We start from the raw sequence: 24,659 nt of genomic DNA, 5'->3' as shown, positions 1-24,659 counted from the left end.
CCTAATTGCCGCCCGAGAGCGGCGATGGAACCGTTACCCCTGTGGAGGTTGGCCGCGGCAGTCCGCCGCCGATTGGTGTGGTCGTTCCACCCGGTGCGGGCACGATGGGCGCGCCTGGCGGTGGGGTGAGGATTGGTGTCGTCGTCTGAACCGTCTGCACAGGCTGGGCCGGGCGCGTCGGCGCAGGGCGGGTCACGGCAACGGGCTGACTGATAGGAATGACGTTAGCAAAGCCATTGGCATTTTCGGGTCTGATCGGCGCGGCGATGCGACCGATTGCGGTTGGCGCTGCACTCGGCGGGAAGACATCGGTGTTGAGCCGCAGGCGGTACATAATGTCGAGCAGCGCTTCTTCGGAAACGCCGCGGCGGCAAAGTTGCACCCGGAGGATGATTGTGCCGCGGTCAACCGCGCCGGATGGGCGCAGGGTCGGCTCCACCCGCTGCCAGGCATAAAGGCAGACGTCTCCATTGGGCGGCCGCGCGATGGCATAGCCAAAGGGACCGTAATCGTTCTGCACATAATAGGGCGACACGGCCATGCCCGAGCCGGGCCAGGCGGCCAGCGCTTCTTCGGTCAGGTTGACCTGAGTGAATGGCACGTCCTTGAGCGCGGCATCGCTGCCATCTCCACCCTTGCTGGTGAAGCGGATGACGCTGATCTTGTTCTCGCCGACGCTGCGCGCTTCGGTCGCGAGCGAAATATCCTGCCGGATGGCATTGGGATAGGTCGTTTCCACGACGGTGATGATCGCCGGTCCGCCCGGCGGGGGCAGGATGACGGCCTTCGAGGGCCGGATGATCTCGGCTTCCGAGCTTGGCATGTCGCTCGTTGTGGCACAGCCAGCCATGGTCGCCGCTACGAGCGTAGCTGCAATACCATTCCGGACGATGTTGCCCCACGGGAGCACAGTGCGCGTTTTGTCCTGCATGTCAGATAAATCCGAGCTTAGCCCACGATTGCTAGCAACGGCGTCCTGCCTGCTGGATAGCTATGACAAAACTAGGAAAGCATGGTTAATGAAGCGATAACTAAGCCGCTCATTCATGACATGCCTGCCAAGGCCGCAATGCGGGATAGCAACTGGAGTTACCCAACCCCTCTACTTGCTGGCATTACGAAGCTGCAGCATTGAGCGACTTCTTTTCGCCATATTTAAGAGAACCGATAAAATTTATACGGCATTGCACCAGTTGAGGTGCAATAGGGCGATTTAACTCGCAATTTATTGCCATTACGATTGGGACTAATCCCAATCAACGCGTCGGTTCTATTCCGAAGCGGTGTCCTTGCCGTAGTAGTTCTGACCGAGGACGATGCGGTCACGGCCAGTCGAAATACGGTGGTCGTTGGTGTCGCGGAGCGAATAGACGCAGCCGCAATATTCCTGCTGGTAGAATTCTTCGCGCTTGGAGATTTCGATCATACGCGCCGAGCCTCCGCCCTTGCGCCAATTATAATCCCAATAGGAAAGACCCTCATAAGGGGCCGCGGCCCGCTTTCCGCAGTCATTGATCTGCGCCATGTTTTTCCAGCGCGAAATGCCAAGCGAGCTCGTCATCACCGGAAAGCCATGCTCATGAGCATAGAGCGCGGTCCGCTCGAACCGCATATCGAAGCACATGGTGCAGCGAATGCCGCGCTCCGGCTCATGCTCCATGCCTTTGGCGCGCGCGAACCAGTTGTCGCGGTCGTAATCGGCATCGACGAAGGGCACGCCGTGCTTTTCGGCAAAGCGGACATTTTCATCCTTGCGCAGCAGGTATTCGCGCTTGGGGTGAATGTTGGGATTGTAAAAGAAGATCGTATATTCGACGCCGGAGGCCAGCATGGCCTCCATCACTTCGCCCGAGCACGGCGCGCAGCACGAATGCAGCAGCACCTTCTTTTCGCCGGTGGGAGGGGTCAGGACTGGACGTTCAAAATCTTCGCTCATGCGCGCGGCATAGCAAAAGTGCAGAAGGATTTCCAGTTTTTCAGCGGATCGTTATGCAGGTGTCGGCGAGAGTCACATCGAAGTGTCGCTCGATGTATTCAAGCCCACCGGCCGTCATCCCGGCGCAGGCCGGGACCCAGATTTGAAGAGAGGCCCCTGGTCAAGCGCGGGTGACATCATGCTTGCGCTAGCTTCAACGGTTCACTTGCCGTCAATCGGCTCCGGTATAACCGTCGCCACGATCGAGGCATCGAGCGCCTCATAGTCATCCAGCCCGATTGCCGCATAAAGCTCGGCCCGCGTCTGCATGTCTTCGAGCATTGCCTTGGTCGAACCATCGCGCGCGATGGTGCCGTAAAGCTTTTCCTGTGCCTTGTTGGCGACGCGCAGCGATGAGACCGGCCAGATCACCATGCGATAGCCCATCTCCTCGAACTCGTTCGCGGTGAAGAACGGCGTGCGGCCAAACTCGGTCATATTGGCAAGGAGCGGCACACCCGGCATGCGCGCCGCGAATTCGCGGAACATTTCGGCCGTGTTCAAAGCCTCGGGGAAGATCGCATCGGCCCCGGCCTCCATGTACATCTTGGCGCGCGCCACTGCGCCATCCATGCCCTCGCTCGCCGCCGCGTCGGTGCGCGCCACGACATAGAGATGCCGTCGCGCCTTGGCCGCTGCCGCAACCTTCGCCGCCATGTCGCGCGCATCTGCGAGTTTCTTGTCGTTGAGATGCCCGCATTTCTTGGGCAGCAACTGATCTTCGAGATGCACGGCACCGGCGCCTGCATCCTCAAAGGTGCGGACCATGTGCATGACATTGAGCGCTTCGCCATAGCCGGTATCGCCATCGACCAAGACCGGCAGTCCGCTCGCCCGCGCCACCTGGCGGATGAAGAACGACACCTCGTCCACCGTGATGATGCCGAGATCGGGCAGGCCCATCGAGGCCGTCATCGCTGCGCCCGAGAGATAAAGCGCCTCGAACCCAGCATTGCGCGCCTGGATCCCCGCCATGCCATTGTGCGCACCGGGCAAGCGCAAAATGCCGCCGCGCTCGATCAGCGCCCGAAAGCGCAGCCCTGCCGGTTCGGTGGGCATGTCGGAGGAGAGAAGATACGGCATGGTCAATTCCTTTCGACGCTGGCCGGTTCTGCCGCGCGTCCAGCGGTCTTATCGTTCCCTCATCTTTCCAAGAAGAGGGCTCGTCGAGATGGGGTCATCGCTTTTCGATTGGGACAAAGGCGAGGTCTTCCGGTCCGGTGTAATTGGCGCTCGGCCGGATGATCTTTTTGTCCTGCCGCTGCTCGATGACATGCGCCGCCCAGCCTGATGTGCGAGCAATGACGAAGAGCGGGGTGAACATCGCCGTCGGCACGCCCATCATGTGATAGGAAACGGCGCTGAACCAATCGAGGTTGGGGAACATCTTCTTGGCGTCCATCATGGTCGCCTCGGTCCGCGCCGCGATGTCATACATTCGCGTCGATCCCGCCTCCTGCGAGAGGCTTTGCGCGACCTTCTTGATCACCTCGTTGCGCGGATCGGACACCGTGTAGACCGGATGCCCGAAGCCGATGATCACTTCGCGATTGTCGACCCGTTGGCGAATATCCGCCTCCGCCTCATCGGGGTTCGCATAGCGCTTCTGAATATCGAAGGCGACTTCATTGGCCCCACCATGCTTGGGGCCCCGCAGCGCACCGATCGCGCCGGCAAGCGCCGAGAACATGTCCGACCCGGTCCCCGCAATGGTCCGCGCCGTAAAGGTCGATGCGTTGAACTCGTGTTCCGCGTAAAGGATCAGCGAGACATGCATGGCTTTGACATGGCTCTCGCTCGGCGTGGTGCCGTGGAGCAGATGGAGGAAATGACCCCCGATGCTCTCGTCGTCGGTCTCGACCTCGATGCGCCGCCCGTTGTGCGCAAAGTGGTACCAATAGAGCAGCATGGAGCCCTGAGATGCTAACAGTCTGTTAGCAATATCCCGCGCACCACTAACGTTATGATCGTGCATTTCAGGCAGCACACAACCAAGAACCGACACACCGGTGCGCAGCACATCCATCGGGTGCGTCGCCGCCGGCAGCAGTTCGAGTGCTGCCTTGACTACCTCCGGCAGTCCCCGCATCCGCTTCAGATTTGCCTTATAAGCCTTGAGTTCGCTCGCTGTCGGCAAGGTCCCGTGGACCAGCAGGTGCGCGACTTCCTCAAACTCGCAGTTCTGTGCAAGATCAAGGATGTCATAGCCCCGGTAATGAAGATCATTCCCGGTACGCCCAACCGTGCAGAGCGCGGTATTTCCAGCAACCACGCCCGAAAGCGCCACGGATTTCTTTGGCTTCGGCAAGCTCAAGTGCATTCCTCCCTAACGCCGCCCAAGCTTCCTCCGAGCCGAAGCGACTCCCTCACTATAAGGACCTCAAGCGCAGACGCAAACGAAAGGCCGCGCGCCAAGCACAATGAAAAAAGGCGCCTTGCGGCGCCGTTTTAACTCATTGATCTAAGACTAAAAATCCCAGTCTTCGTCTTCTGTCGCGATGGCCTTGCCGATCACGTAGCTTGAGCCGGAACCCGAGAAGAAGTCGTGGTTTTCGTCAGCGTTCGGCGAGAGCGCTGAGAGGATCGCCGCGTTGACCTTGCAGGCTTCGGGCGGGAAGAGGGGCTCGTAGCCAAGGTTCATCAGTGCCTTGTTGGCGTTGTAATGGAGGAACATCTTGACGTCTTCGGCAAGGCCGACGCCGTCATAGAGGTCTTCGGTATAGCGGGCTTCGTTGTCATAGAGTTCGAGCAGGAAATCGAAGGCAAAGTCCTTGATTTCCTGCTTGCGCTCTTCGGAAAGGCGCTCGATCTCGCGCTGGAATTTGTAACCGATATAGTAGCCATGCACCGACTCATCCTTGATGATGAGGCGGATGAGGTCGGCCGTATTGGTCAGCTTGGCGCGGCTCGACCAGTACATCGGTAGATAAAAGCCCGAGTAAAACAGGAAGCTTTCGAGGAAGACGGAAGCGACCTTTTTCTTGAGCGCATCTCCGCTGTCATACTGCTGCATGATCAGCGTCGCCTTCTGCTGCAGGAAGGGATTTTCTTCCGACCAGCGATAGGCGTCGTCGACGTCCGGTGTCAGGCACAGCGTCGAGAAGATCGACGAATAGGAGCGGGCATGCACCGCTTCCATGAAGGAGATGTTCGAGAGAACCGCTTCTTCATGCGGGGTCTGCACATCGGCCATCAGGCGGATCGAGCCGACACCATTCTGGATGGTGTCGAGCAGGGTAAGACCCGTGAAGACGCGGATTGTCAGCTTCTGCTCTTCCGGGTTCAGGGTCGCCCAGCTTGGAATATCATTGCTGAGCGGCACCTTTTCGGGCAGCCAGAAATTAGACGTCAGGCGGTTCCAGACCTCGAGGTCCTTGTCGTCCAGGACGCGGTTCCAGTTGATGGCGCGTACGCGATTGACCGGCCGGAATTGCATATTCATCGGTTTGGCAGCCTTCTTATCAGAGAGCGCAGGAGACACAGCCCTGCACCTCCGTGCCTTCCAGCGCCAACTGACGCAGGCGGATGTAATAGATGGTCTTGATGCCCTTCTTCCAGGCGTAGATTTGCGCCTTATTGATATCGCGGGTGGTCGCGGTATCGCGGAAGAAGAGGGTCAGCGACAGGCCCTGGTCGACGTGCTGGGTAGCAGCCGCATAGGTGTCGATGATCTTTTCCGGGCCGATCTCATAGGCATCCTGGTAATATTCCAGGTTGTCATTGGTCATGAAGGCAGCCGGATAATAGACGCGGCCGATCTTGCCTTCCTTGCGGATTTCGATCTTGGACACGATCGGGTGGATCGAAGAGGTCGAGTGGTTGATGTATGAGATCGAACCGGTCGGCGGCACGGCCTGCAGGTTCTGGTTGTACATGCCGGTCATCATGACCTTGGCCTTCAGATTCAGCCAGTCTTCCTGCGTCGGGATATGAATGCCGGCGTCTTCGAAAAGCTTTGCGACCTTATCCGTCGCAGGCTTCCATTCCTGGGTCGTGTATTTGTCGAAATAGGTGCCATCGGCATATTTCGACTTCTCGAAGCCCTTGAAAGTCTGCTCGCGCTCGGTGGCGATCAGGTTCGACGCGCGAATGGCGTGATAGGTCACCGTGTAGAAATACATATTGGTGAAATCGACGCCTTCGTCCGAACCATAATAGATCCGTTCGCGGGCAAGGTAGCCATGAAGGTTCATGGCGCCGAGGCCGATGGCATGGCTGTCGTCATTGCCCTTGGCGATCGAGGGCACGGACGAGATATTGCTCATGTCCGACACGGCCGTCAGCGCACGGATCGAGGTCTCGATGGTCCGGCCGAAATCTTCGGAGTCCATGGCATTGGCGATATTGAGCGAGCCGAGATTGCAGGAAATGTCCTTGCCCATCTTGGTGTAGCTCAGGTCTTCGGAAAACTCGCTGGCGTCGCTGACCTGCAGGATTTCCGAGCAAAGATTGGACATGGTGATGCGGCCCGCGATCGGGTTCGCCTTGTTCACCGTGTCTTCGAACATGATGTAGGGGTAGCCAGACTCGAACTGGATCTCGGCGATGATCTGGAAGAATTCACGCGCCTTGATCTTCTTCTTCTTGATCCGCCCATCGGCGACCATTTCGCGATATTTCTCGCTGACCGAAATTTCGGTCATCGGCACGCCATAGACCTTTTGCACGTCATATGGCGAGAAGAGGTACATATCCTCGTTGTTCTTGGCCAATTCGAAGGTGATGTCAGGGATCACGACGCCAAGCGAGAGCGTCTTGATGCGCACCTTTTCGTCGGCATTTTCGCGCTTGGTATCGAGGAAGCGCATGATGTCGGGGTGGTGGGCATGGAGATAGACCGCACCTGCGCCTTGGCGCGCGCCAAGCTGGTTGGCATAAGAGAAGCTGTCTTCGAGGAGCTTCATAACGGGAAGCACGCCCGAGGACTGGTTCTCGATCTGCTTGATCGGGGCGCCCATTTCGCGAATGTTCGTCAGGCTCAGAGCCACGCCGCCGCCGCGCTTTGAGAGCTGCAGCGCGGAATTGATAGAACGGCCGATCGATTCCATGTTGTCTTCGACGCGCAGCAGGAAGCACGAAACGAGCTCGCCGCGCTGCTTCTTGCCGGCATTGAGGAAAGTCGGGGTCGCAGGCTGGAAACGGCCGGCAATGATCTCGTCGACAAGCTGCTTGGCGAGCACTTCATCGCCGCGCGCCAGCGCCAGAGACACCATGCAGACGCGATCTTCGTAGCGCTCGAGATAGCGCTTACCGTCAAAGGTCTTCAGCGTATAGGAGGTGTAATATTTGAACGCGCCGAGGAAGGTCGGGAAGCGGAACTTCTTGTCATAGGCGTAATCATAGAGATCGCGCACGAAGTTGAAGGAATACTGATCGAGCACGTCCTGCTCGTAATAGCCTTCCTCGACGAGATAGCTGATCTTCTCGCGCAGATTATGGAAGAAGACAGTGTTCTGGTTGACGTGCTGCAAGAAGTACTGGTGCGCAGCCTGCTTGTCCTTGTCGAACTGGATATTGCCATTGTCATCATAAAGATTGAGCATGGCATTCAGCGCGTGGAAATCCAGCGACTGATCCTGGCTTTGGCCCTTGACGGCGGGGCGTTCTTCGGTGCGGTCTAGTGTGAGCGTGTCCAAAACCGTTCGAGTCCTTGCTTGACGTTTTCAACGTCCTCCGGCGTTCCGAGCAACTCGAACCGATAGAGGAGTGGCACTGCACATTTCTGGCTGACGATATTGCCTGCCGCGCCATAGGAAGTGCCGAAATTTGTATTCCCGGCCGCGATGACGCCTCGAATGAGGCTGCGATTGGCCGGATTATTGAGAAATTTTATAACCGGCTTGGGCACTGCGCCCTTGCCGTCGTTGCCGCCATAAGTGGGCACCACGAGCACGAATGGCTCATCCACTTGAGGCGGCTCGCTGCCGGCATCTACCGGCAGCCTCACACTGTGCATCCCCAGCTTCTCGACGAAGCGATGGGTGTTTTCCGAAGTGCTGGAATAATAGACGATATTGCCCATGATCCTGCAGTCCGGCTCCGTTGGCGCGAGCAGGGCCCGCGCGCTTAAAAAATTAGGAAAGGCTACCGATCATGTCGGGACGGAAACCGGCCCAGTGCTGATCACCAGCTACTACCACTGGTACCTGACGATAGCCCATTTCTTCGACGCGCGCGTAAGCTGCAGCGTCTTCGGAGATATCCACCACCGTGTAGTCGATGCCCTTTCGGTCGAGCGCGCGCGTGGTCGCGGTGCACTGGACGCAGGCAGGCTTGGAATAAACGGTAATGGTCATCGGATCCTCACGGAAGTGGGCTAAAAATGGAGTAGTTCAACGCTGTAAATCGCTACAAACGTCTGCCGACCGACTGCTGAAAATAACCAGCTTTCGAGGGGCTCGGGTTCGTTTGGCTCTTTCGAATCGTGACGCGCCCTGAACGCTATATGTAGTATCCCGTCTAATTCTTACTGCAAGGTATATGGTTTGTGTCAGGTCTGTCATCAACGCTTGACAGGCCATTTGTGATCCTGCGGCGAATGAAATTCGTCCAAAAAATGTCCGGATTTCGGGGCGTTTCCGACCTTTCCAGATTCGCCCTTGGTGATGCATGGCTGATGTACCAAAAAGCGATCACTTTTTTCAGCCAACGGAATCCCAGGGGACAGTCTTTCCAAGCAGTGGGATTCTCCCTTTCCCTATATGGACATAGCCGGCATGGCCGCCTTATCCCCGTCAAACACACAGAACTCCACCGGGATTTTCCGCGCCTCGGCGCGTACCGGCCCATTTCCGTGACCTACTAGATGTAGTGTCCGTGCTGCCCGGTAAAATTCAGCCTTTTTGCAAACCATTCCTACTTGCAACTTTTGCGGATGCGATCCATTGTCTGGTAATGCAAATCATTCGCAACAAGGCTTGCTCAATGTTAATCGGTACGCGGCGCCAGACCCTTCGCACGATGATCGCCGCAGGTCTTGCGGTTACCCTGCCGGCTTTTCCCGTTTTTGCGCAGGATAAGTTCAAGGCCGTGACGAGTTTCACCGTCATCGCTGACATTGCGCAGAACGTTGCTGGCGATGCCGCGGTTGTTGAATCGATCACGCGACCAGGCGCCGAGATCCATAATTACCAGCCCACCCCCGGCGATATTCAGCGCGCTCAGGGCGCCGATCTCGTCTTTTACAACGGGCTCAATCTTGAAACCTGGTTTCAGCGCTTCTTTGCCAATCTGCGCGATGTGCCCAGCGTCACCGTGTCTGAAGGCGTCGAGCCTATCGGCATTGCCGAGGGGCCTTATGAGGGAAAGCCCAACCCCCATGCCTGGATGTCGCCCAGCGCTGCGCTGATCTATGTCGACAATATCCGCGACGCTTTTGTCGAACACGATCCGGCAAATGCTGAGACCTACAAGGCCAATGCCGAGGCCTATAAGGCGCGGATCACCGAGACGATCGCACCAATCCAGACCGAGCTCTCCGGCGTGCCCGAAGCGCGTCGCTGGCTCGTGACCAGTGAAGGCGCGTTCTCTTATCTCGCGCGGGATTTTGGCCTCAAGGAACTCTATCTCTGGCCGATCAATGCCGACCAACAGGGCACGCCGCAGCAGGTGCGCCATGTCATCGACATCATGCGCGAAAACGCCATTCCAGTGATCTTTTCGGAAAGCACCATTTCGCCGGCTCCGGCCGAGCAGGTGGCGCGGGAAACCGGCGCCAAATATGGCGGGGTCCTCTACGTCGACTCGCTCAGCGAGCCCGATGGGCCCGTGCCGACCTATCTCGATCTTCTCCGCGTCACCTCTGAAACCATCGCCAAAGGATTGGCGGAATGAACGCTCCCGCACGCTTCGATACCAATGGCATTGCCGTTCGGAATGCCACGGTCACCTATCGCAACGGCCACACAGCGCTGCGCGATGCCAGCTTCGAAATCCCGACCGGCACCATCGCGGCGCTTGTCGGCATCAACGGCTCGGGCAAGTCGACGCTCTTTAAATCCATCATGGGCTTTGTCCGCCTCGCACGCGGCGAAATTTCGGTGCTCGGCATGCCGGTGGCTGATGCCCTGCGAAAAAATCTCGTCGCCTATGTTCCGCAATCGGAAGAAGTCGACTGGAATTTTCCGGTGCTGGTCGAAGATGTCGTGATGATGGGGCGCTATGGCCATATGGGCATGTTGCGCATCCCCAAGAAAGCCGACCATGACGCGGTCGATGCTGCGCTCCGCCGCGTCAATATGAGCGAATTCCGCAAGCGCCAGATCGGCGAATTGTCGGGTGGGCAAAAGAAGCGCGTTTTCCTCGCCCGGGCTTTGGCGCAGGATGGCCGCGTCATTCTCCTCGATGAGCCTTTTACCGGCGTCGATGTCAAAACCGAGGACCAGATCATCACTCTCCTGCGCGAATTGCGCGACGAGGGCAGGGTGATGCTGGTTTCGACCCATAATCTCGGCTCTGTCCCGGAATTCTGCGATCGGACGATCCTGATCAAGGGCACGGTGCTGGCCTATGGCCTGACCGAAGAGACGTTCACTCAGGATAATCTTGAGCAGGCTTTTGGCGGCGTGCTCCGGCATTTCGTCATCAATCATCCTTCCGGCAATGAACACACGGGCGTTCGCGTCTTCACCGACGACGAGCGGCCGCTCCTGTTCGAGGGGGGGCGAGCCCGGCGGCATTCACCCGGCGAGGCGGAGCGCAGCTAAATGGAGGTGCTCCTCGAACCCTTCGCCTATGGCTATATGACCAATGCAATGTGGGTCTCGGCGCTGGTCGGGGCCGTCTGTGCCTTCCTTTCCTGCTATCTCATGCTCAAAGGCTGGTCGCTGATCGGCGACGCGTTGAGCCACTCCATCGTCCCCGGTGTCGCCGGTGCCTATATGCTCGGACTGCCTTTCGCGATCGGCGCTTTTTTCTCTGGTGGCTTGGCCGCTGCGGCCATGCTGTTTCTCAATCAGCGAACCAAGCTCAAGGAAGACGCCATCATCGGCCTCATCTTCTCGGCCTTCTTTGGGCTAGGGCTTTTTATGGTCTCGATCTCGCCGGTGCCGGTCAACATCCAGACCATCGTCCTCGGCAATATCCTTGCCATCACGCCCGAAGACACGCTGCAACTCGCGATCATCGGCTTCGTCTCGCTGGCCATTTTGCTCGCCAAGTGGAAGGACCTGATGGTGGTTTTCTTTGACGAAAATCATGCGCGGTCCATCGGCCTCAAGCCGACACTGCTTCGTGCCGTGTTCTTCGTGCTGCTTTCGGCCTCGACCGTTGCGGCCATGCAGACCGTCGGCGCTTTCCTCGTCATCTGCCTCGTCGTCACGCCGGGCGCGACGGCCTATCTGCTGACGGACCGCTTCCCGCGTCTGCTCGTCATCGCTGTCCTCATCGGCACCGTCACCTCGTTCGTCGGCGCCTATGTCAGCTTTTTTCTCGATGGCGCGACGGGCGGCATCATCGTCGTCATGCAAACGGCGATCTTCCTCCTCGCCTTCTTCTTTGCCCCCAAGCACGGCATGCTCGCCGCGCGCCGCCGGGCGGCCGCTGCCTTGGAGACCGTCGAATGAGCACTCTTGATCTCCTGCTGCTGCCGTTTCAGTTCGACTTCATGGTTAATGCGCTCATCATCTCGGCGCTCGTCGCCGTGCCGATGGCGCTCTTGTCCTGCTTTCTCGTGCTGAAGGGCTGGTCTCTGATGGGCGACGCCATTTCGCATGCCGTTTTTCCCGGCGTCGTCATCGCCTATATCGTCGGCATTCCGCTCGCCATCGGCGCATTTGTCGCCGGCATGTTCTCGGCCATCGCCACAGGCTTCCTCAAGGACAATAGCCGCATCAAGCAGGATACGGTGATGGGTGTCGTCTTTTCCGGCATGTTCGGCCTGGGACTGGTGCTCTACGTCAAAATCCAGTCTGACGTGCATCTCGACCATATTCTGTTCGGCGACATGCTGGGCGTCGGCGCCAATGACATCATCCAGGCTCTCGTCATCGCGGTTCTCACCGCCGGCATTATCGGTATCAAGTGGAAGGATTTTTTGCTCCACGCCTTCGATCCGGCACAGGCTCGGGCAGTTGGGTTGCGGGTCAATCTCCTCCATTATGGTCTTCTCGCCATGATCTCGCTGACCATTGTAGGGGCGCTACAGGCAGTGGGGATTATTCTATCGATCGCCATGCTGATCGCGCCGGGCGCGATCGCCTTCCTCCTGACCCGCCGCTTTGCCACCATGCTGATGCTCGCCACCGCCATTGCACTGGTGGGCTCGTTGCTTGGCGTCTACCTGTCCTTCTTCATCGACAGCGCCCCGGCGCCCACCATCGTACTGCTCCTGACCGTGGCTTTCCTCGGCGCCTTTGCCTATTCGACGGTCAGGACCGCGCGGATCGAAAGCCGGGAAATGGTACAGCCCTAGTCGATCGCTTCGATCCCCATCCGCCGTGCCCGCTCGACCCCGTCTTTCATTTTCTGCAGTTGCTCCGGCGGATGGCCAACCCAGCCCTCGACTTCTCCGAGGATCCGCAGCGGCTGCTGGCTCCGGAAGGATTTCGTCGGATTGCCGGGGAATTTCTTGTCGGTGAGATTGGGGTCATCGATGAAATCGCCCGTGGGTTCGACGATATAGATGCGCTGGCGGCTTTCGCCTTCGGCCAATTCCGCGCCCCAGATGGCGGCTTCCAGTGTGGCGGCGAAGTAGATCCACGAAGCGCGATTGCGCTTGCCGAAATTGGAATTGAAGCCGGCGGTGAGCAGGTCGTCGGTTTTGAGGTCGGCGCGCGTGCCGTGATAGTAGATCATTCAACGCTCCTCTGAATGGGGAGCGTTGTTATAGTGGATGGTGGCGGGCTTGAAGCAAGAGCCTTGCGCCCCACATATTAGAGGTGCGGGGGATGGTCGGCATGAAACCGGCATTTGCCGTGATCGGCCAGAATATCGATGACCTTGCATGTCTCGACCCGGCCATGCGAGCACCCCTCAACCATTCTTTCCAGTTCGTGCTGCAGCGCCGTTAGGCTTGCGATCTTCTGCTTGACGTCGACGAGATGCTTGCTGGCGATCTGGTCTGCCTCTTCGCAGGAGACGTTCGGCTGGTCCTGTAGCGACAGAAGTGTGCGAATCTCGTCGATCTCGAAGCCGAGTTCGCGCGAATGGCGGATGAAAGTCAGGCGTTCGAGATCCGTCGCGTCATAGCTCCGGCGATTGCCCTCCGTGCGCGGAGGGGAGGGCAGGAGGCCGATCTGCTCATAGTAGCGGATGGTTGGCACCTTGACGCCGCTCGCGCTGGAGACGTTTCCGATTGTGATGCCTTGGCTCATTTTCCGCTTGCTCCTCTAGTCACTAGAGGATGTACGCCGGTTTCAATGATTTGCAAGGAGCCGGCGAAATGAGCGCAGAGGAAACCACCACACGCTTCCGTGTCGAGGGCATGGATTGCGCCAGTTGTGCCAGCAAGATCGACACCGCCGTGCGCCGCCTGCCGGGTGTGGATGATGTCTCCGTCTCCGTTGTCGCAGGCACCATGACGATTGGGCATAAGGGCGCTGATCTCGATCAGGTGCAGAAGAAAGTCAGCGATCTTGGCTATCGCGTTTCGCCACTGATACCCGGCCGTCAGGCTCCGCAGCCAACCCATGACCACGCGCACGATCACGACCATGATCATGACCACAGCGAAAAAGCCCCTGATGCCTTGGCCGGCATGCACGGTCACGACCATGGCGCCGAGACCAGTCCTTGGTGGCAAACCGGCAAGGCGCGGTTGACGCTGTTCAGCGCCGTGGCGGTCGTTGCTGCCTTCGCGCTCGAAATTTTTATGCCGGGGTGGCACACGCCGCTTTTCATTCTTGCCATGCTGGTCGGCCTGATCCCGATCGCCCGCCGGGCCTTCCAAGGTGCTATCAATGGCAGCCCGTTTTCCATCGAAACGCTGATGACGGTCGCTGCCGTCGGCGCGGTTTTTATCGATGCAGCGGAAGAAGCGGCGATTGTCGTTCTGCTTTTCCTCGTCGGCGAATTGCTCGAAGGCATTGCGACCGGCCGGGCGCGCGCCAGTATAAAGGCCTTGGCCGATCTCGTGCCGCGCCGCGCGCAGCGCGAGGTGGATGGCCGCGTCAGCGAGGTCGATGCGGCAGAGCTGGCAATGGGTGACATTGTTCTCGTGCGTCCCGGCGATCGTATTCCGGCCGACGGCGTCGTGCTGTCGGGCGAAGGTTCGGTAGACGAGGCGCCTGTCACCGGAGAGAGCGTGCCGAAGAACAAAGGCCCGGACGATTCCGTCTTTGCTGGCACCGTCAACCAGGATGGCGCCTTGCGCATCAAGGTCACCGCGGCGGCGGCAGACAATACCATTGCTCGCATCGTGTCGCTGGTCGAAGAAGCCCAGGAATCCAAGGCCCCGACGGAGCGGTTCATCGATCGCTTCTCCCGGTATTATACGCCGGGCGTGCTGCTCGCCGGTGCGCTGATTGCCGTTCTGCCGCCGCTTGTCACCGGCGCATCCTGGGATGAGTGGATCTATAAGGGCCTCGCCATTCTCCTCATCGGTTGCCCCTGTGCGCTGGTGATCTCCACCCCCGCTGCGATTGCCGCAGCGCTGTCGGCCGGCGCGCGGCAGGGCCTGCTCATGAAGGGCGGCGTGGTGCTCGAACAATTGGGCAAGATCAACATGGTCGCGCTCGACAAGACCGGTACACTGACCGAAGGCCGGCCGCAGGTGACGGATGTCTTGGCGGTGGGCCGTTCCGAGCCTGAGCTTCTGCGCCTTGCCGCAGCGCTGGAAGTCGGCTCCAGCCATCCATTGGCGACAGCGATCCTTGCCAAGGCAAAGGCTGACGGTGTCGAGCCGATCGCCGCCAGCAATGCAAGTGCGCAGGGCGGCAAGGGTGTGATCGGCACGCTCGATGGCGTGGAGGTCTTCCTCGGTTCACCCAAGGCGGCGGCCGATCGGGCGTCGCTACCCGACGATTTCCTCACGCGGATCGGCCAGCTCAATGATGAGGGCAAGACGGTTTCCGTCCTTGTTGCGCGCGGCGCGTTGGCCGGTCTCATCGCCATGCGGGACGAACCCCGCGATGACGCACGGGCGGGGCTTGCTGCGCTCAAGACGCTGGGCGCCGATGTGGTCATGCTGACAGGGGACAATGCGCGTACCGCTCGGGCTGTCGGAGCTGATCTTGGGATCGATGTTAAGGCCGAACTGCTGCCCGAGGATAAGCAACGTATCGTTTCGGGTCTTAAGGCCGAAGGGAAGATCGTTGCCAAGGTGGGCGATGGCATCAACGACGCGCCGGCGCTTGCTGCTGCCGATATCGGCATTGCCATGGGCGGCGGGACGGATGTTGCGCTCGAAACGGCCGATGCGGCGGTGCTGCATGGCCGCGTGATCGACGTCGCCAACCTGATCCGGATTTCGCGGGCGACAATGGCCAATATCGGCCAGAATATCACCATCGCGCTGGGGCTGAAGGCGGTCTTTCTAATGACGACGATTATCGGCGTTACCGGGTTGTGGCCGGCGATCCTGGCCGATACCGGGGCGACGCTGCTGGTGACGGCCAATGCGTTGCGGCTCTTGGCTTGGAAGGGGGAGCGGGTTTAGGTCTGATTAGGGCTTAGAAATGGTGGCGCACGACACCCCCTCCCAACCTCCCCCATCGAGGGGGAGGTGCTGCGCTGGTGAGTTTGGCTTAGACCGTGCCAGGCACTGGATGCGATACCTCCCCCTTGATGGGGGAGGTTAGGAGGGGGTGACCTCTACCGGGTTTGCGGCCCGATAACTTACCTTGCCCTCACCCGCGGGCGCCTCGACCAGCGCATAGCCATTCGGCCCCAGCGTCAGGGCCTTACCATCGAACACCGCATTGTGGCTCACCGCCTCGAGCTCAACCGCTGTACCAGCCATGGTGATGACCCGCTCTTCGGCCGAGAGATTGAACACGCAGATGATGTCCTTGTTGCCGGCCGAGCGGCGATAGGCAAGGACGGGTTCGTCGGTCTCGAAAAACTCGATCGAGCCGGTGAGGAGCGCCGGCTGGCCTTTGCGCCAGGCAATGATCTCGCGATAAAATTGCAGCGTCGAATTGGGATCGGCATTCTGTGTTTCGACACTGAGCGCTGCGGCGGCGTGTTTGACGGGCAGCCAGGGTGTGCCGGTCGTGAAGCCGGCATGGTTCATGGCGTGCTGCCAGGGCATCGGCGTGCGGCAACCATCGCGGCCCTTGTCCTCGGGCCAGAAGCGGATGCCGCGTGGATCGGTCAGCTCCTCATAGAGAATGTCGGCTTCCTGGAGGCCAAGCTCTTCGCCCTGATAGAGGCCGACCGAGCCCTTGAGTGTCATGATCAGCGCCACCGCCTGGCGCGACAGGTCAGCCGGCGAGACGCTATGTGGCGCCCAGCGGGTCATGTGGCGAATGACGTCGTGGTTGGAAAAGCTCCAGCAGGGCCAGCCGGTGCTGTTATCGGCAAAGAAGGCCTCGATCTTCGAGCGGAAATGGGCGGCGCTGAATTTCACACCGAGGAAATCGAAGGAATAGCACATGTGCAGCAGGTCGCTGCCGGACGTATATTGGCGCATCAATTCGAGACCGCGCTCGTCGTCGCCCACCTCGCCGACCGTGGTCGCATTGGGATAGTCATTAAGCAGATCGCGCACGCGCTTGAGCCAGGCGACGTTTTCCGGCTGGCTCTTGGAATATTGGTGGCTCTGCATGTCATAGGGGTTTACCGCCGGCTTGCCATTGAGCGATTTGAGCGGCGGGTTCGAGCGCAATTGCGCATCGTGGAAATAGTAATTGACCGTGTCGAGACGGAAGCCATCGAGGCCGCGATCGAGCCAGAAGCGCATGACGTCGAGCACGGCGTCTTGAACCTTGGGATTGTGGTAGTTGAGGTCTGGCTGGGAGGTGAGGAAGTTGTGCAGGTAATATTGCTTGCGCGCCGTATGCCATTCCCAGGCCGAGCCACCGAAGACCGAGAGCCAGTTGTTGGGCGGGGTCCCATCGGGATTGGCATCGGCCCAGACATACCAGTCGGCGCGCGCATTATCCCTTGAGAAGCAGGATTCGCGGAACCACGGGTGCTGGTCCGAAGTGTGGCTGACGACCTGGTCCATGATGACCTTGATGCCAAGGGCATGGGCGCGATCAATCAGGACGTCGAAATCCTGCAAGGAGCCGAACAGGGGATCGACCTGCATATAGTCCGAGACGTCATAGCCCATATCGGCCTGGGGCGAGGAATTGATCGGCGAGAGCCAGATGCAATCGACGCCCAGGCTGGCGATATGGTCGAGCCGGTCGATGATGCCGGGCAAGTCGCCGATGCCGTCGCCATTGCTGTCCTGAAACGAACGCGGATAGACCTGATAGATCACTCCGCCGCGCCACCATTCCGTCATTGTCAAAGCTCCATGTCGGCCCGAGGCCAAATCACCCGAAGGCTAGCGGGTTCGCGTGACGCTGTTAATGGCCGTCTGTGGCAGGATGGTGCAATTGGGGCATGCTTTTTTGCCGGATAGCGCCAAGGCTTCCGGTTTTGCGATGGACGGATCCCGGAGCGGCATTCGCTTCTGAGATTTTCTTAAGAGGTGAAGCGGAAACCGCTCCGGGATGCCCTTTTTCGGACAGGAGTCACAGCGCCTTTTTGATCGCTCGTCGCAAGGCGGCCAATCCCGAACGGGCGCTGGAGACGATCCAGTGCCAAGGCCCCCTCGCTACTGTCGTCTGCAGACCGTCCGTGCGAGGTTGGGTGGCAAGAGCATAAAGCCGTTCGAGGACGCGGGGATAAAGTGAATAAACCAGAGGTCGGACCCATGATCATCACCACCGGATTGCTGATCGACCATGCGGAGACGATGAGCCCGCTTGTCGATCTCTATGAGAGCGAATGGTCTGATTGGTACAATCCGCGCGGCGCTTCGGCGCGGGCGGATCTGACCGAGCGGCTGGAGCGCAATCGCCTTCCCCTGGGGATCGTCGCCTTTGCGGACGGGCAATTGGCCGGCACATGTGCGCTGACTGTCATGTCTGGCGGGTTGACCGAACGCTCGCCCTGGCTCGGGGGCCTCCTCGTCGAGCCGGCCTTGCGGCGGTATGGCGTCGGATTGGCTTTGCTGGACCGCGCCAAGGTCGAGGCCAAGCGGCTCGGTTTTTCGCGGCTGCATGCGCTGACGGCGGAAGCGCGGCAACTGTTCGAGCGGGCCGGGTGGCGGCTCGCCGAGAATGTCGAGGTCGGCGGCAAGCTGCATGGGATTTATGTCGCCGTTCTCTAACGGATTACCGCGCGGCGAGAATGATCGGGTCCATATCGACGAGGCGTAGCGCTGTGACCATGTCGGCCGTGCCCTCCTTGTATTTGCGGAAATGCGGCGTCTCGATATGGGCTTCATAGGCCGCGCGCGAAGCATAGACTTCGAGGATGCGGATGCTGTGCGGCGCGGTTTTGTCCGCGACCGCATGGAGCATGAGCACGCCCGGCTCGCGCTCGACCGAGGCGGCGATTTCCTCGGTCAGAAACGCGAGATAAGCATCGAGCTGCGCGGGATCGACCTCGATCTCGGCGACGCGCACCATCCTTTCGTCTGCCATCAGACGACTGCCGAAATCAGTGGTTCGCCGGCAAAGTGCCGTTCGAGATTGGCGACGAGAAGCGCGCCCATGGCGTCGCGGGTTTGGTTTGTGGCGCTGCCCTGATGGGGCGAGAGCACGACGTTTTCGAGACCAAGCAGGGCCTCGGGCACCTTTGGCTCATCGACGAAGACATCGAGCGCCGCGCCGCCGAGGCCGCCATTTTGCAGCAGTTCGACCATGGCCGGCTCATCGATCAGCGTGCCGCGGGCGACATTGACCAGCATGCCTTTCGGCCCGAGCGCTTCGAGGACCTTTCGCGAGACGATGCCATCGGTGCTTTTGCCGCCGGGGGCGATGACCACGAGCCAATCGCTGTCGCGGGCCATGTCTTCGAGATTGTCATAATAGATGTGCGGCACGCCGGGCTGCTGCTTGCGGCCATAATAGACGACGCGCATCTTCATGGCCTGGGCGCGGTTGGCGATTTCCTTGCCGATGCGGCCGAGGCCGAGAATGCCGACGGTCTTCCCGGTCAGTTCGGAAAAAAGGCCGAAGCTGCCGGAGGGCCATTTGCCCTGGCGAACGAACTGGTCGCTGTGCGGAATGCGGCGCGCCAGCGAGATCATGAGGCCAATGGTCAATTCGGCGACGGCGTCGTTGAGCACGTCGGGCGTATTGGTGACGCGGATATTCTTGGCCTTGGCGGTGGCGGTGTCGATGTTGTCATAACCGACGCCGAAGCTGGCGATGATTTCGAGATTGGGCAATTGCTCCATCAGCGGTTTCTGCACGCCGGACCCGGCATGGGCACGAATGCGGGCGCCGTTTTCCTTGAGCCAGGCGTCCTTGTCGGACACCTCATGAAGCTTGTGGACGGTGTAGCGCTCGGCCAGCGCCTTCTCGCAAGAGGCAAGCAATGGGCCGGTCTGCAGAATCTCGATGGTCATGAAAAATATCCTCTCGTCATATGAGACTAGCGGCTCAGCCGCGAGAGGCAAGGCAGGTGGGCGATAAATCAGCCGCGCGCATCAGAGCATCTTGCCCTCCATTTGCGCAAGCCAGTCCTGCATTAAAAAGCGGCATGTGCACCAGATGACTGTCTGGACGGCAGGCGACAATCGTGTAGCAATGGTTGGCGCGATGGGAACGCCGTATCAAACTTGCGAAGTATAATGGGCGAAACGACGCCGTTCGACGAAATGTACAATCCGGACGGCACCGTCCGCGAACCTTATCGAGCCCTCAGCGAATGGCTCGCCGAACAGCCCGACAGGGGCTTGGCGCTGATGCAGACGGATGCGGAAGCGATCTTCCGCAAGCTCGGCATCACCTTTGCCGTCTATGGCTCCGAGGAGGGGACCGAGAAGGTCATTCCTTTCGATGTCATCCCGCGCATCATCGCCGCCAATGAATGGCGCAAGCTCAGCAAGGGCATCGAGCAGCGCGTCAAGGCGCTCAATGCCTTTCTCTATGACGTCTATCACCGCCAGGAGATTTTAAAGGCCGGGCGCATCCCGGAAAAGCTGATCCTCAACAACGCAGCTTTCTGTCCGCAGATGATGGGGCTGGAGCCCGCGCGCGGGGTTTATGCCCACATTATCGGCGTCGATATCGTTCGCGTCGGTGTCGACGAATTCTACGTGCTTGAGGACAATCTGCGCACGCCATCGGGCGTCTCCTATATGCTCGAAGACCGCGAAGCCATGATGCTCCTGGCGCCGGACCTGTTCCAGCGCTCCAAGGTCGCCCCAGTCGAGAACTATCCCGAAAACCTGCGCCGGACGCTGCAGAGCGTTGCGCCGGAAGGGGCCGGTAGCAATCCGGTGATCGCCGTCCTTACGCCCGGCATCTACAATTCCGCCTATTTCGAGCATTCGTTCCTCGCCGACCAGATGGGGGCGGCGCTCTGCGAAGGGCACGATATCTTCGTCGATGGCGGCAAAGTCTATATGCGGACGACCACCGGCCCCGAACGCGTCGACGTCATCTATCGCCGCATCGACGACGATTATCTCGATCCGCTGACCTTCAAGCCCGATTCCATGCTGGGCGTGCCGGGTGTGTTCGACGCCTATCGCGCGGGCAATGTGACGCTGGTCAATGCGCCGGGCACCGGGATCGCCGACGATAAGGCCGTCTATACCTATGTGCCCGAAATCATCGAATTCTATCTCGGGGAAAAGGCGCTGCTCAATAACGTGCCAACCTATAATTGCACCGATGCTGACCAGCGCGCCTGGGTGCTCGACAATATCGGCGATCTCGTCGTCAAGGAGGTCCACGGCTCGGGCGGCTATGGGATGATGGTGGGACCGACCTCCACCAAGGCCCAGCACGCCGAATTCAAAAAGAAAATCCTCGCGCGGCCGGATAATTACATCGTGCAGCCAACCCTGGCTCTCTCCACTTGCCCCACGCATATCAGCGGCGATGTGGCCCCACGCCACGTCGATTTGCGGCCCTATGTGCTCGTGGGCGACGAGGTGCGGATCACGCCCGGTGGCCTGACGCGTGTGGCGCTCAAGAAAGGGTCCCTCGTGGTCAATTCCTCCCAGGGCGGGGGCACCAAGGACACCTGGGTTTTGGAAGACTGACGCCATGACCATGCTTGGACGCACCGCCCAAAATCTCTTCTGGATGTCGCGCTATGTCGAGCGCGCCGAAAACATGGCCCGCCTCCTCGAAGTGGGTTACCGCATGTCGCTGACGAGCCGCCGCGAAGGGGGAGCCAGCGAACATCTGGTGTCCATGCTGCAAGCCGCTGAGATGGACGAGGCCTTTGCCGCGCAGCACGAGGTGGCCGATGTCGACACCGTCGCCCATTTCATGATGTTCGACCCCGCCAATCCTTCATCGGTCTATTCGTGCCTACAAGCCGCCCGCACCAATGCGCGCTCGGTGCGCACGGCGCTGACGACAGACATGTGGGAAAGCATGAACGGCGCCTGGCTCGAATTTTCGCAGATCAAGCCGCGTGACGTGCGCGGCGCCAAGCTTCTCGGGCTTTTGCAATGGGTGCGCCAGCGCAGCCACGAATTCCGCGGCGCCCTGCTCGGCACCATCCTCCGCGATGATGGCTTCGCCTTCCTCCAGGCCGGCAATTTCGTCGAGCGCGCCGACAATACGGCCCGCATTCTCGATATGAAATATTATGTGCTGCTGCCGCGTTCGAGCCTGGTCGGAGGCGAGATCGACATCCAGCAATGGACGCTGATCCTCCGCGCTGCTTCGGCTCATCGCGCCTATGGTCACGTCTATCATGACCGCTACAAGGCCCATAACATCGCCGATTTCCTGATCCTCAGGCCGGAAATGCCGAGATCCCTGGTCTATTGCGCCCGTTTCGTGCAGCAGAACCTCGATTTGCTTGCCAAGCTCTATGGGCGGCGCGAGGCGTGCCAGGATGCGATCGACGATCTCCTCTCGATGGTCGAGGATTCAAGCATGGACAAGATCTTTGCCCATGGCCTCCACGAATTTCTCGATGAGTTCATCGCCCGGAACAATCGTGTCACCGACACGCTCTCGGCCAGCTACAACTTCTATTGAGGCCAAGTCATGCGCCTTGCCATTGACCATAGGCTGACCCTCACCGCGCCCACGGGGCCGTTCCAATCGGTTTTTCACCTGCTGCTGACGCCACCCGGCGGACCAACACAGAGCGTCGAACGCTGGGACATCGATATGGCGGGCTTTGAAACTGCCGGCCGCTTTGTCGATGGCTTTGGCAATGTCGCTCATCTCGTCAATCAGCCCCGGTCCGAAGACGAGGTCACGATCCATGTCCGCGGCACGGTCTCGACGCGAGACACGCATGGCGTGATCGGGCGCCCGGCGGGCGAACCCGTGCCAGCGCTCTATCGACGGCTGACGACGGCGACCAAGGCGCCGCCAGCGCTCGTCGCGAAATTTCGTGGAACCAAGGAAAGCCGTGTCGACGTGCTTCACAGTCTGATGGCGCGCGTCGGTGACATGCTCGGCCTTCCGGATGAGACCCCGGCGCAGACGCAGATGCAGGCCGATGGCGGGCAGTCCCAGTCACAGACCACCGAGCAAAAGACTTTGCCTGCCGCGGCAGACTACGCGCACCTTTTTATCGGCGCTGCGCGTGCTCTCGATATTCCAGCGCGTTTTGTCACCGGCTATCGCCTCAACGAGACGAACGAGCCGGCAGTGCTCCACGCCTGGGCCGAGGCCTTCGACGATCGTCTGGGGTGGATTGGTTTTGATCCGCAGCGGCAGATGTGCCCCACGGACGCCTATGTCAGGCTGACCGTGGGACTGGACGCGGAAACGGCAACCGTGTTGCGCACCGTTCCCGCGGCTGAACCGGCGCAACAGCTCACCGTCTCAAGGGCTGAGTAAGTCCGGCTAAAATTAGTAGACGCGCTGATAGCTGCCGGGCTGGAAGAACTGCATCTCTTCGCCGACGCCGCTTTCCTTTTTCACAAAGGCGCGGATGCAACCGTTCCAACGCTCGACGCGGGTAGCATCGACGCCCAATTGGCGAAGCTGCATGAGGTCGAAATTGTTGAGATCGTCCTCGTCGAAATCGTCGCCGATCGTAAAGCCCTGCGCGACTTCGATGCCCCGGGTGCTATCGATGCAGAAGGGCGCAGCATAGGCCCCTGCGGTCATCAGGGCAGTAAAGCCGAAGGCAATGGCAATTGGGCGCATCATGGTAATCTCCGTTGGACTATGAAATGCCGGTCAATTGTGGCGCTGCTGTGCCAGTGCGCGCTCATGGCGTCGAATAAACACGACGACCACAGGAATGGCGACGCTCAGCATTAACAGACGAATAACGTGGTGGGCAGCGATGAAGGCCGTATCATAGCCGAGCGCAATGCCAAGGGCGCCCATGCCTTCGATCGCTCCGGGCGATAGCCCCAACCAAAGTTGGCCGAACGGCATATCGACAAGCTGGGACACGATGAATGCAACCAGGGTCACGATCCCGACGGTCATGGCGGTGGCGATCACGCCGCCTTTCGCCGCGGCCAGGAACTCGCTGCGGGTGATGCCGACAAAGCGTGAGCCGATCATTGCCCCGGTCAGCACGAAGGTGAGAACGACGAGAGGCAGAGGAATGGCGTCGGTATAAAGTCCGCCAAGCTTGGCTGCGGTGGCTGCCGCCATGGCGCCGAGCACCATGCCCGCGGGCACTTTGAGCCGCATGAACACTAGGCCCACGGCAGCGCAGCCCAGCGCCAACAGGCCTAGTTGCAAGGGGCCGAGGAAAGCCGTTGCTTGCTTGATCTCGAAATGATCGATCGGCAGAAACGTCGCCCCGATCGGCACGGCGATGGTCAGCATCAGGATGCGGATGACCTGGATGATCACGATCTGTCGCGCATCGCCGACGCCTGTTGCGGCTATCCCCATCACGAAAGACAGATGGCCGGGGAAGGAGCTGAGATAGGCCGTTCCTGGATCGAGCTTGAAAAAGCGCGTCAGCATCCAGCCCGTCGTTGCGATGATGACAGCGAGCTCCAGCGCGAGGGCCGCAAGACTAATGGGCCAACTGGCGAGGAGAGACAGACTGTCCGGCGAAACCGTTGCGCCCATCGACATGCCGATGAGAATGAAGATGACATTGCGAAGCCCATCGGGGAGGCGAACCGGCAATCCCGCCATTGCAGCAATGGTGACGGCGAGCGCCGAACCCATCAACCAGCCCGCCGGCAAGCCGACCGCGCTTGCCAATCCGCCACCTGCCGCTGCAAGGACGAGGGTCAGAAGAAAGGATAGAAAACCGCGGAGGGTGAGGTGGGGCATCAGCATGGCGGCAGGAAAGGGAGTGCGCTCCCTAAACCCTTCGCACGCGAATGTCACGGCTGGGGCGCCGGCCAGTCCATACAAATTGCAGACAATTGCAACGATCGGTGACAGCGACCGTTAAATCTCTAAGCGTCTTATGAAGTGGTAGCCCAAACTTCCAATTTCGGAAGGACCATATGATGTCGCAGCGCAGTGCAGGAATTGAAGGTAATTTAGGACATGCAAATGTCCCGCGCCTCTGGATTATCCTTGGCTTCGGCATCGCAAGCTGGCTGCTTGTCATCGCCCTTGTCGCTGCCGCAACGACCGCTTTCCAGGCCGTCGCCAGTGTTCTCGGCTGA

At 59.8% G+C, this 24,659-nt stretch carries 25 protein-coding genes; 10 read left to right on the top strand and 15 right to left on the bottom strand.

Annotated features, from left to right (window positions below; genetic code table 11):
* Nucleotide 1 precedes the first annotated feature (1 nt).
* From bcsN to nrdH, 8 genes are all read right to left on the bottom strand, one after another.
* Nucleotides 2-931: a cellulose biosynthesis protein BcsN gene (gene bcsN, locus ASG47_RS11270; RefSeq protein ID WP_061909046.1), complete on the bottom strand. Its 930-nt coding sequence runs from the start codon at nucleotides 929-931 to the stop codon at nucleotides 2-4.
* A gap of 339 nt (nucleotides 932-1,270) precedes the next feature.
* Nucleotides 1,271-1,936, bottom strand: coding sequence for an epoxyqueuosine reductase QueH (locus ASG47_RS11265; RefSeq protein WP_061909044.1), 666 nt, complete (start codon nucleotides 1,934-1,936; stop codon nucleotides 1,271-1,273).
* A 201-nt stretch (nucleotides 1,937-2,137) separates the two neighbouring features.
* Nucleotides 2,138-3,058, bottom strand: coding sequence for a methylisocitrate lyase (gene prpB / locus ASG47_RS11260; RefSeq protein ID WP_061909042.1), 921 nt, complete (start codon nucleotides 3,056-3,058; stop codon nucleotides 2,138-2,140).
* 94 nt (nucleotides 3,059-3,152) lie between these two features.
* A complete protein-coding gene (gene prpC, locus ASG47_RS11255; RefSeq protein WP_061909040.1) occupies nucleotides 3,153-4,295 on the bottom strand; it encodes a 2-methylcitrate synthase in 1,143 nt (380 codons plus the stop codon).
* A gap of 147 nt (nucleotides 4,296-4,442) precedes the next feature.
* A complete protein-coding gene (gene nrdF / locus ASG47_RS11250; protein WP_061909038.1) occupies nucleotides 4,443-5,417 on the bottom strand; it encodes a class 1b ribonucleoside-diphosphate reductase subunit beta in 975 nt (324 codons plus the stop codon).
* Between the two features lie 19 nt (nucleotides 5,418-5,436).
* The gene (nrdE, locus tag ASG47_RS11245) at nucleotides 5,437-7,611 is read right to left on the bottom strand and encodes a class 1b ribonucleoside-diphosphate reductase subunit alpha (RefSeq protein WP_061909036.1); all 2,175 of its coding nucleotides are present in this window, start codon (nucleotides 7,609-7,611) and stop codon (nucleotides 5,437-5,439) included.
* Entirely contained in the window at nucleotides 7,593-7,997 is a 405-nt protein-coding gene (gene nrdI, locus ASG47_RS11240; RefSeq protein WP_061909034.1) for a class Ib ribonucleoside-diphosphate reductase assembly flavoprotein NrdI, read from the bottom strand. The genes nrdE and nrdI overlap by 19 nt, the downstream gene beginning before the upstream one ends.
* A gap of 52 nt (nucleotides 7,998-8,049) precedes the next feature.
* Nucleotides 8,050-8,271, bottom strand: coding sequence for a glutaredoxin-like protein NrdH (gene nrdH, locus ASG47_RS11235; protein WP_061909032.1), 222 nt, complete (start codon nucleotides 8,269-8,271; stop codon nucleotides 8,050-8,052).
* A gap of 664 nt (nucleotides 8,272-8,935) precedes the next feature.
* Here nrdH and ASG47_RS11230 point away from each other — a divergent pair.
* Genes ASG47_RS11230 through ASG47_RS11215 form a run of 4 tightly spaced genes read left to right on the top strand, consistent with a single transcriptional unit; the run spans nucleotide 8,936 to nucleotide 12,386 of the window.
* Entirely contained in the window at nucleotides 8,936-9,808 is an 873-nt protein-coding gene (locus ASG47_RS11230; protein WP_156464099.1) for a metal ABC transporter substrate-binding protein, read from the top strand.
* Entirely contained in the window at nucleotides 9,805-10,680 is an 876-nt protein-coding gene (locus ASG47_RS11225; RefSeq protein ID WP_061909030.1) for a manganese/iron ABC transporter ATP-binding protein, read from the top strand. The genes ASG47_RS11230 and ASG47_RS11225 overlap by 4 nt, the downstream gene beginning before the upstream one ends.
* Entirely contained in the window at nucleotides 10,681-11,538 is an 858-nt protein-coding gene (locus tag ASG47_RS11220) for a metal ABC transporter permease (protein ID WP_061909028.1), read from the top strand. It begins immediately after the preceding gene.
* A complete protein-coding gene (locus tag ASG47_RS11215; protein ID WP_061909026.1) occupies nucleotides 11,535-12,386 on the top strand; it encodes a metal ABC transporter permease in 852 nt (283 codons plus the stop codon). Before ASG47_RS11220 ends, ASG47_RS11215 begins: the two co-directional genes overlap by 4 nt.
* Here the strand turns inward: ASG47_RS11215 and arr are convergent.
* Nucleotides 12,383-12,769, bottom strand: a complete 387-nt coding sequence (arr, locus tag ASG47_RS11210) for an NAD(+)--rifampin ADP-ribosyltransferase (RefSeq protein WP_061909024.1) — start codon at nucleotides 12,767-12,769, stop codon at nucleotides 12,383-12,385. The two genes, ASG47_RS11215 and arr, sit on opposite strands and share 4 nt — an antisense overlap.
* 77 nt (nucleotides 12,770-12,846) lie before the next feature.
* Nucleotides 12,847-13,287 (bottom strand): MerR family transcriptional regulator, encoded by a 441-nt coding sequence (locus ASG47_RS11205; protein WP_061909021.1) that lies wholly within the window; start codon nucleotides 13,285-13,287, stop codon nucleotides 12,847-12,849.
* A 68-nt stretch (nucleotides 13,288-13,355) separates the two neighbouring features.
* Between ASG47_RS11205 and ASG47_RS11200 the strand changes: the two genes are divergently transcribed.
* The gene (locus ASG47_RS11200) at nucleotides 13,356-15,569 is read left to right on the top strand and encodes a heavy metal translocating P-type ATPase (RefSeq protein WP_061909019.1); all 2,214 of its coding nucleotides are present in this window, start codon (nucleotides 13,356-13,358) and stop codon (nucleotides 15,567-15,569) included.
* 138 nt (nucleotides 15,570-15,707) lie between these two features.
* On the opposite strand, the gene ASG47_RS11195 is transcribed toward ASG47_RS11200, so the two are convergent.
* The gene (locus ASG47_RS11195; protein ID WP_061909016.1) at nucleotides 15,708-17,366 is read right to left on the bottom strand and encodes an alpha-glucosidase family protein; all 1,659 of its coding nucleotides are present in this window, start codon (nucleotides 17,364-17,366) and stop codon (nucleotides 15,708-15,710) included.
* Between the two features lie 414 nt (nucleotides 17,367-17,780).
* Between ASG47_RS11195 and ASG47_RS11190 the strand changes: the two genes are divergently transcribed.
* Nucleotides 17,781-18,239, top strand: a complete 459-nt coding sequence (locus ASG47_RS11190) for a GNAT family N-acetyltransferase (protein ID WP_061909014.1) — start codon at nucleotides 17,781-17,783, stop codon at nucleotides 18,237-18,239.
* Between the two features lie 4 nt (nucleotides 18,240-18,243).
* Here ASG47_RS11190 and ASG47_RS11185 read toward each other — a convergent pair whose 3' ends face one another.
* Both ASG47_RS11185 and ASG47_RS11180 read right to left on the bottom strand, forming a co-directional pair.
* Complete coding sequence (locus ASG47_RS11185) at nucleotides 18,244-18,555, bottom strand: putative quinol monooxygenase (protein WP_061909012.1); 312 nt, start codon at nucleotides 18,553-18,555, stop codon at nucleotides 18,244-18,246.
* A complete protein-coding gene (locus ASG47_RS11180; protein ID WP_061909010.1) occupies nucleotides 18,555-19,484 on the bottom strand; it encodes a 2-hydroxyacid dehydrogenase in 930 nt (309 codons plus the stop codon). Before ASG47_RS11180 ends, ASG47_RS11185 begins: the two co-directional genes overlap by 1 nt.
* Before the next feature lie 225 nt (nucleotides 19,485-19,709).
* On the opposite strand from ASG47_RS11180, the gene ASG47_RS11175 reads away from it, so the two are divergent.
* The 3 genes from ASG47_RS11175 to ASG47_RS11165 are packed head-to-tail and all read left to right on the top strand — an operon-like array spanning nucleotide 19,710 to nucleotide 22,902.
* Nucleotides 19,710-21,131 carry a circularly permuted type 2 ATP-grasp protein gene (locus tag ASG47_RS11175; protein WP_061909008.1) on the top strand — a complete coding sequence of 474 codons (1,422 nt, stop codon included), beginning with the start codon at nucleotides 19,710-19,712 and terminating at the stop codon, nucleotides 21,129-21,131.
* Nucleotides 21,132-21,135: 4 nt separating this feature from the next.
* The gene (locus ASG47_RS11170) at nucleotides 21,136-22,086 is read left to right on the top strand and encodes an alpha-E domain-containing protein (protein ID WP_244487086.1); all 951 of its coding nucleotides are present in this window, start codon (nucleotides 21,136-21,138) and stop codon (nucleotides 22,084-22,086) included.
* 9 nt (nucleotides 22,087-22,095) lie between these two features.
* Nucleotides 22,096-22,902 (top strand): transglutaminase family protein, encoded by an 807-nt coding sequence (locus ASG47_RS11165; protein WP_061909006.1) that lies wholly within the window; start codon nucleotides 22,096-22,098, stop codon nucleotides 22,900-22,902.
* Nucleotides 22,903-22,914: 12 nt separating this feature from the next.
* Here the strand turns inward: ASG47_RS11165 and ASG47_RS11160 are convergent, their stop codons facing one another.
* Both ASG47_RS11160 and ASG47_RS11155 read right to left on the bottom strand, forming a co-directional pair.
* Nucleotides 22,915-23,217: a hypothetical protein gene (locus ASG47_RS11160; protein ID WP_061909004.1), complete on the bottom strand. Its 303-nt coding sequence runs from the start codon at nucleotides 23,215-23,217 to the stop codon at nucleotides 22,915-22,917.
* 30 nt (nucleotides 23,218-23,247) lie between these two features.
* Entirely contained in the window at nucleotides 23,248-24,315 is a 1,068-nt protein-coding gene (locus tag ASG47_RS11155; RefSeq protein WP_162243253.1) for an AbrB family transcriptional regulator, read from the bottom strand.
* Nucleotides 24,316-24,497: 182 nt separating this feature from the next.
* On the opposite strand from ASG47_RS11155, the gene ASG47_RS20670 reads away from it, so the two are divergent.
* Nucleotides 24,498-24,659: a hypothetical protein gene (locus ASG47_RS20670; RefSeq protein WP_156464075.1), complete on the top strand. Its 162-nt coding sequence runs from the start codon at nucleotides 24,498-24,500 to the stop codon at nucleotides 24,657-24,659.

The sequence above is a fragment of the Devosia sp. Leaf420 genome, assembly GCF_001425445.1.
GTDB lineage: Bacteria > Pseudomonadota > Alphaproteobacteria > Rhizobiales > Devosiaceae > Devosia.
This window is presented reverse-complemented; position numbering and strand designations above follow the sequence as displayed.

Coding starts and splice junctions, on each gene's coding strand:
- arr (WP_061909024.1), bottom strand. CDS start 12,769: ATGATCTACTATCACGGCACGCGCGCCGACCTCAAAACCGACGACCTG.
- ASG47_RS11165 (WP_061909006.1), top strand. CDS start 22,096: ATGCGCCTTGCCATTGACCATAGGCTGACCCTCACCGCGCCCACGGGG.
- ASG47_RS11185 (WP_061909012.1), bottom strand. CDS start 18,555: ATGGCAGACGAAAGGATGGTGCGCGTCGCCGAGATCGAGGTCGATCCC.
- ASG47_RS11230 (WP_156464099.1), top strand. CDS start 8,936: ATGATCGCCGCAGGTCTTGCGGTTACCCTGCCGGCTTTTCCCGTTTTT.
- ASG47_RS20670 (WP_156464075.1), top strand. CDS start 24,498: ATGTCGCAGCGCAGTGCAGGAATTGAAGGTAATTTAGGACATGCAAAT.
- nrdI (WP_061909034.1), bottom strand. CDS start 7,997: ATGGGCAATATCGTCTATTATTCCAGCACTTCGGAAAACACCCATCGC.
- ASG47_RS11175 (WP_061909008.1), top strand. CDS start 19,710: ATGGGCGAAACGACGCCGTTCGACGAAATGTACAATCCGGACGGCACC.
- prpB (WP_061909042.1), bottom strand. CDS start 3,058: ATGCCGTATCTTCTCTCCTCCGACATGCCCACCGAACCGGCAGGGCTG.
- ASG47_RS11265 (WP_061909044.1), bottom strand. CDS start 1,936: ATGAGCGAAGATTTTGAACGTCCAGTCCTGACCCCTCCCACCGGCGAA.
- nrdH (WP_061909032.1), bottom strand. CDS start 8,271: ATGACCATTACCGTTTATTCCAAGCCTGCCTGCGTCCAGTGCACCGCG.
- ASG47_RS11200 (WP_061909019.1), top strand. CDS start 13,356: ATGAGCGCAGAGGAAACCACCACACGCTTCCGTGTCGAGGGCATGGAT.
- ASG47_RS11215 (WP_061909026.1), top strand. CDS start 11,535: ATGAGCACTCTTGATCTCCTGCTGCTGCCGTTTCAGTTCGACTTCATG.
- ASG47_RS11180 (WP_061909010.1), bottom strand. CDS start 19,484: ATGACCATCGAGATTCTGCAGACCGGCCCATTGCTTGCCTCTTGCGAG.
- prpC (WP_061909040.1), bottom strand. CDS start 4,295: ATGCACTTGAGCTTGCCGAAGCCAAAGAAATCCGTGGCGCTTTCGGGC.
- bcsN (WP_061909046.1), bottom strand. CDS start 931: ATGCAGGACAAAACGCGCACTGTGCTCCCGTGGGGCAACATCGTCCGG.
- ASG47_RS11160 (WP_061909004.1), bottom strand. CDS start 23,217: ATGATGCGCCCAATTGCCATTGCCTTCGGCTTTACTGCCCTGATGACC.
- ASG47_RS11220 (WP_061909028.1), top strand. CDS start 10,681: ATGGAGGTGCTCCTCGAACCCTTCGCCTATGGCTATATGACCAATGCA.
- ASG47_RS11195 (WP_061909016.1), bottom strand. CDS start 17,366: ATGACGGAATGGTGGCGCGGCGGAGTGATCTATCAGGTCTATCCGCGT.
- ASG47_RS11225 (WP_061909030.1), top strand. CDS start 9,805: ATGAACGCTCCCGCACGCTTCGATACCAATGGCATTGCCGTTCGGAAT.
- ASG47_RS11205 (WP_061909021.1), bottom strand. CDS start 13,287: ATGAGCCAAGGCATCACAATCGGAAACGTCTCCAGCGCGAGCGGCGTC.
- ASG47_RS11190 (WP_061909014.1), top strand. CDS start 17,781: ATGATCATCACCACCGGATTGCTGATCGACCATGCGGAGACGATGAGC.
- nrdF (WP_061909038.1), bottom strand. CDS start 5,417: ATGAATATGCAATTCCGGCCGGTCAATCGCGTACGCGCCATCAACTGG.
- ASG47_RS11170 (WP_244487086.1), top strand. CDS start 21,136: ATGACCATGCTTGGACGCACCGCCCAAAATCTCTTCTGGATGTCGCGC.
- ASG47_RS11155 (WP_162243253.1), bottom strand. CDS start 24,315: ATGCCCCACCTCACCCTCCGCGGTTTTCTATCCTTTCTTCTGACCCTC.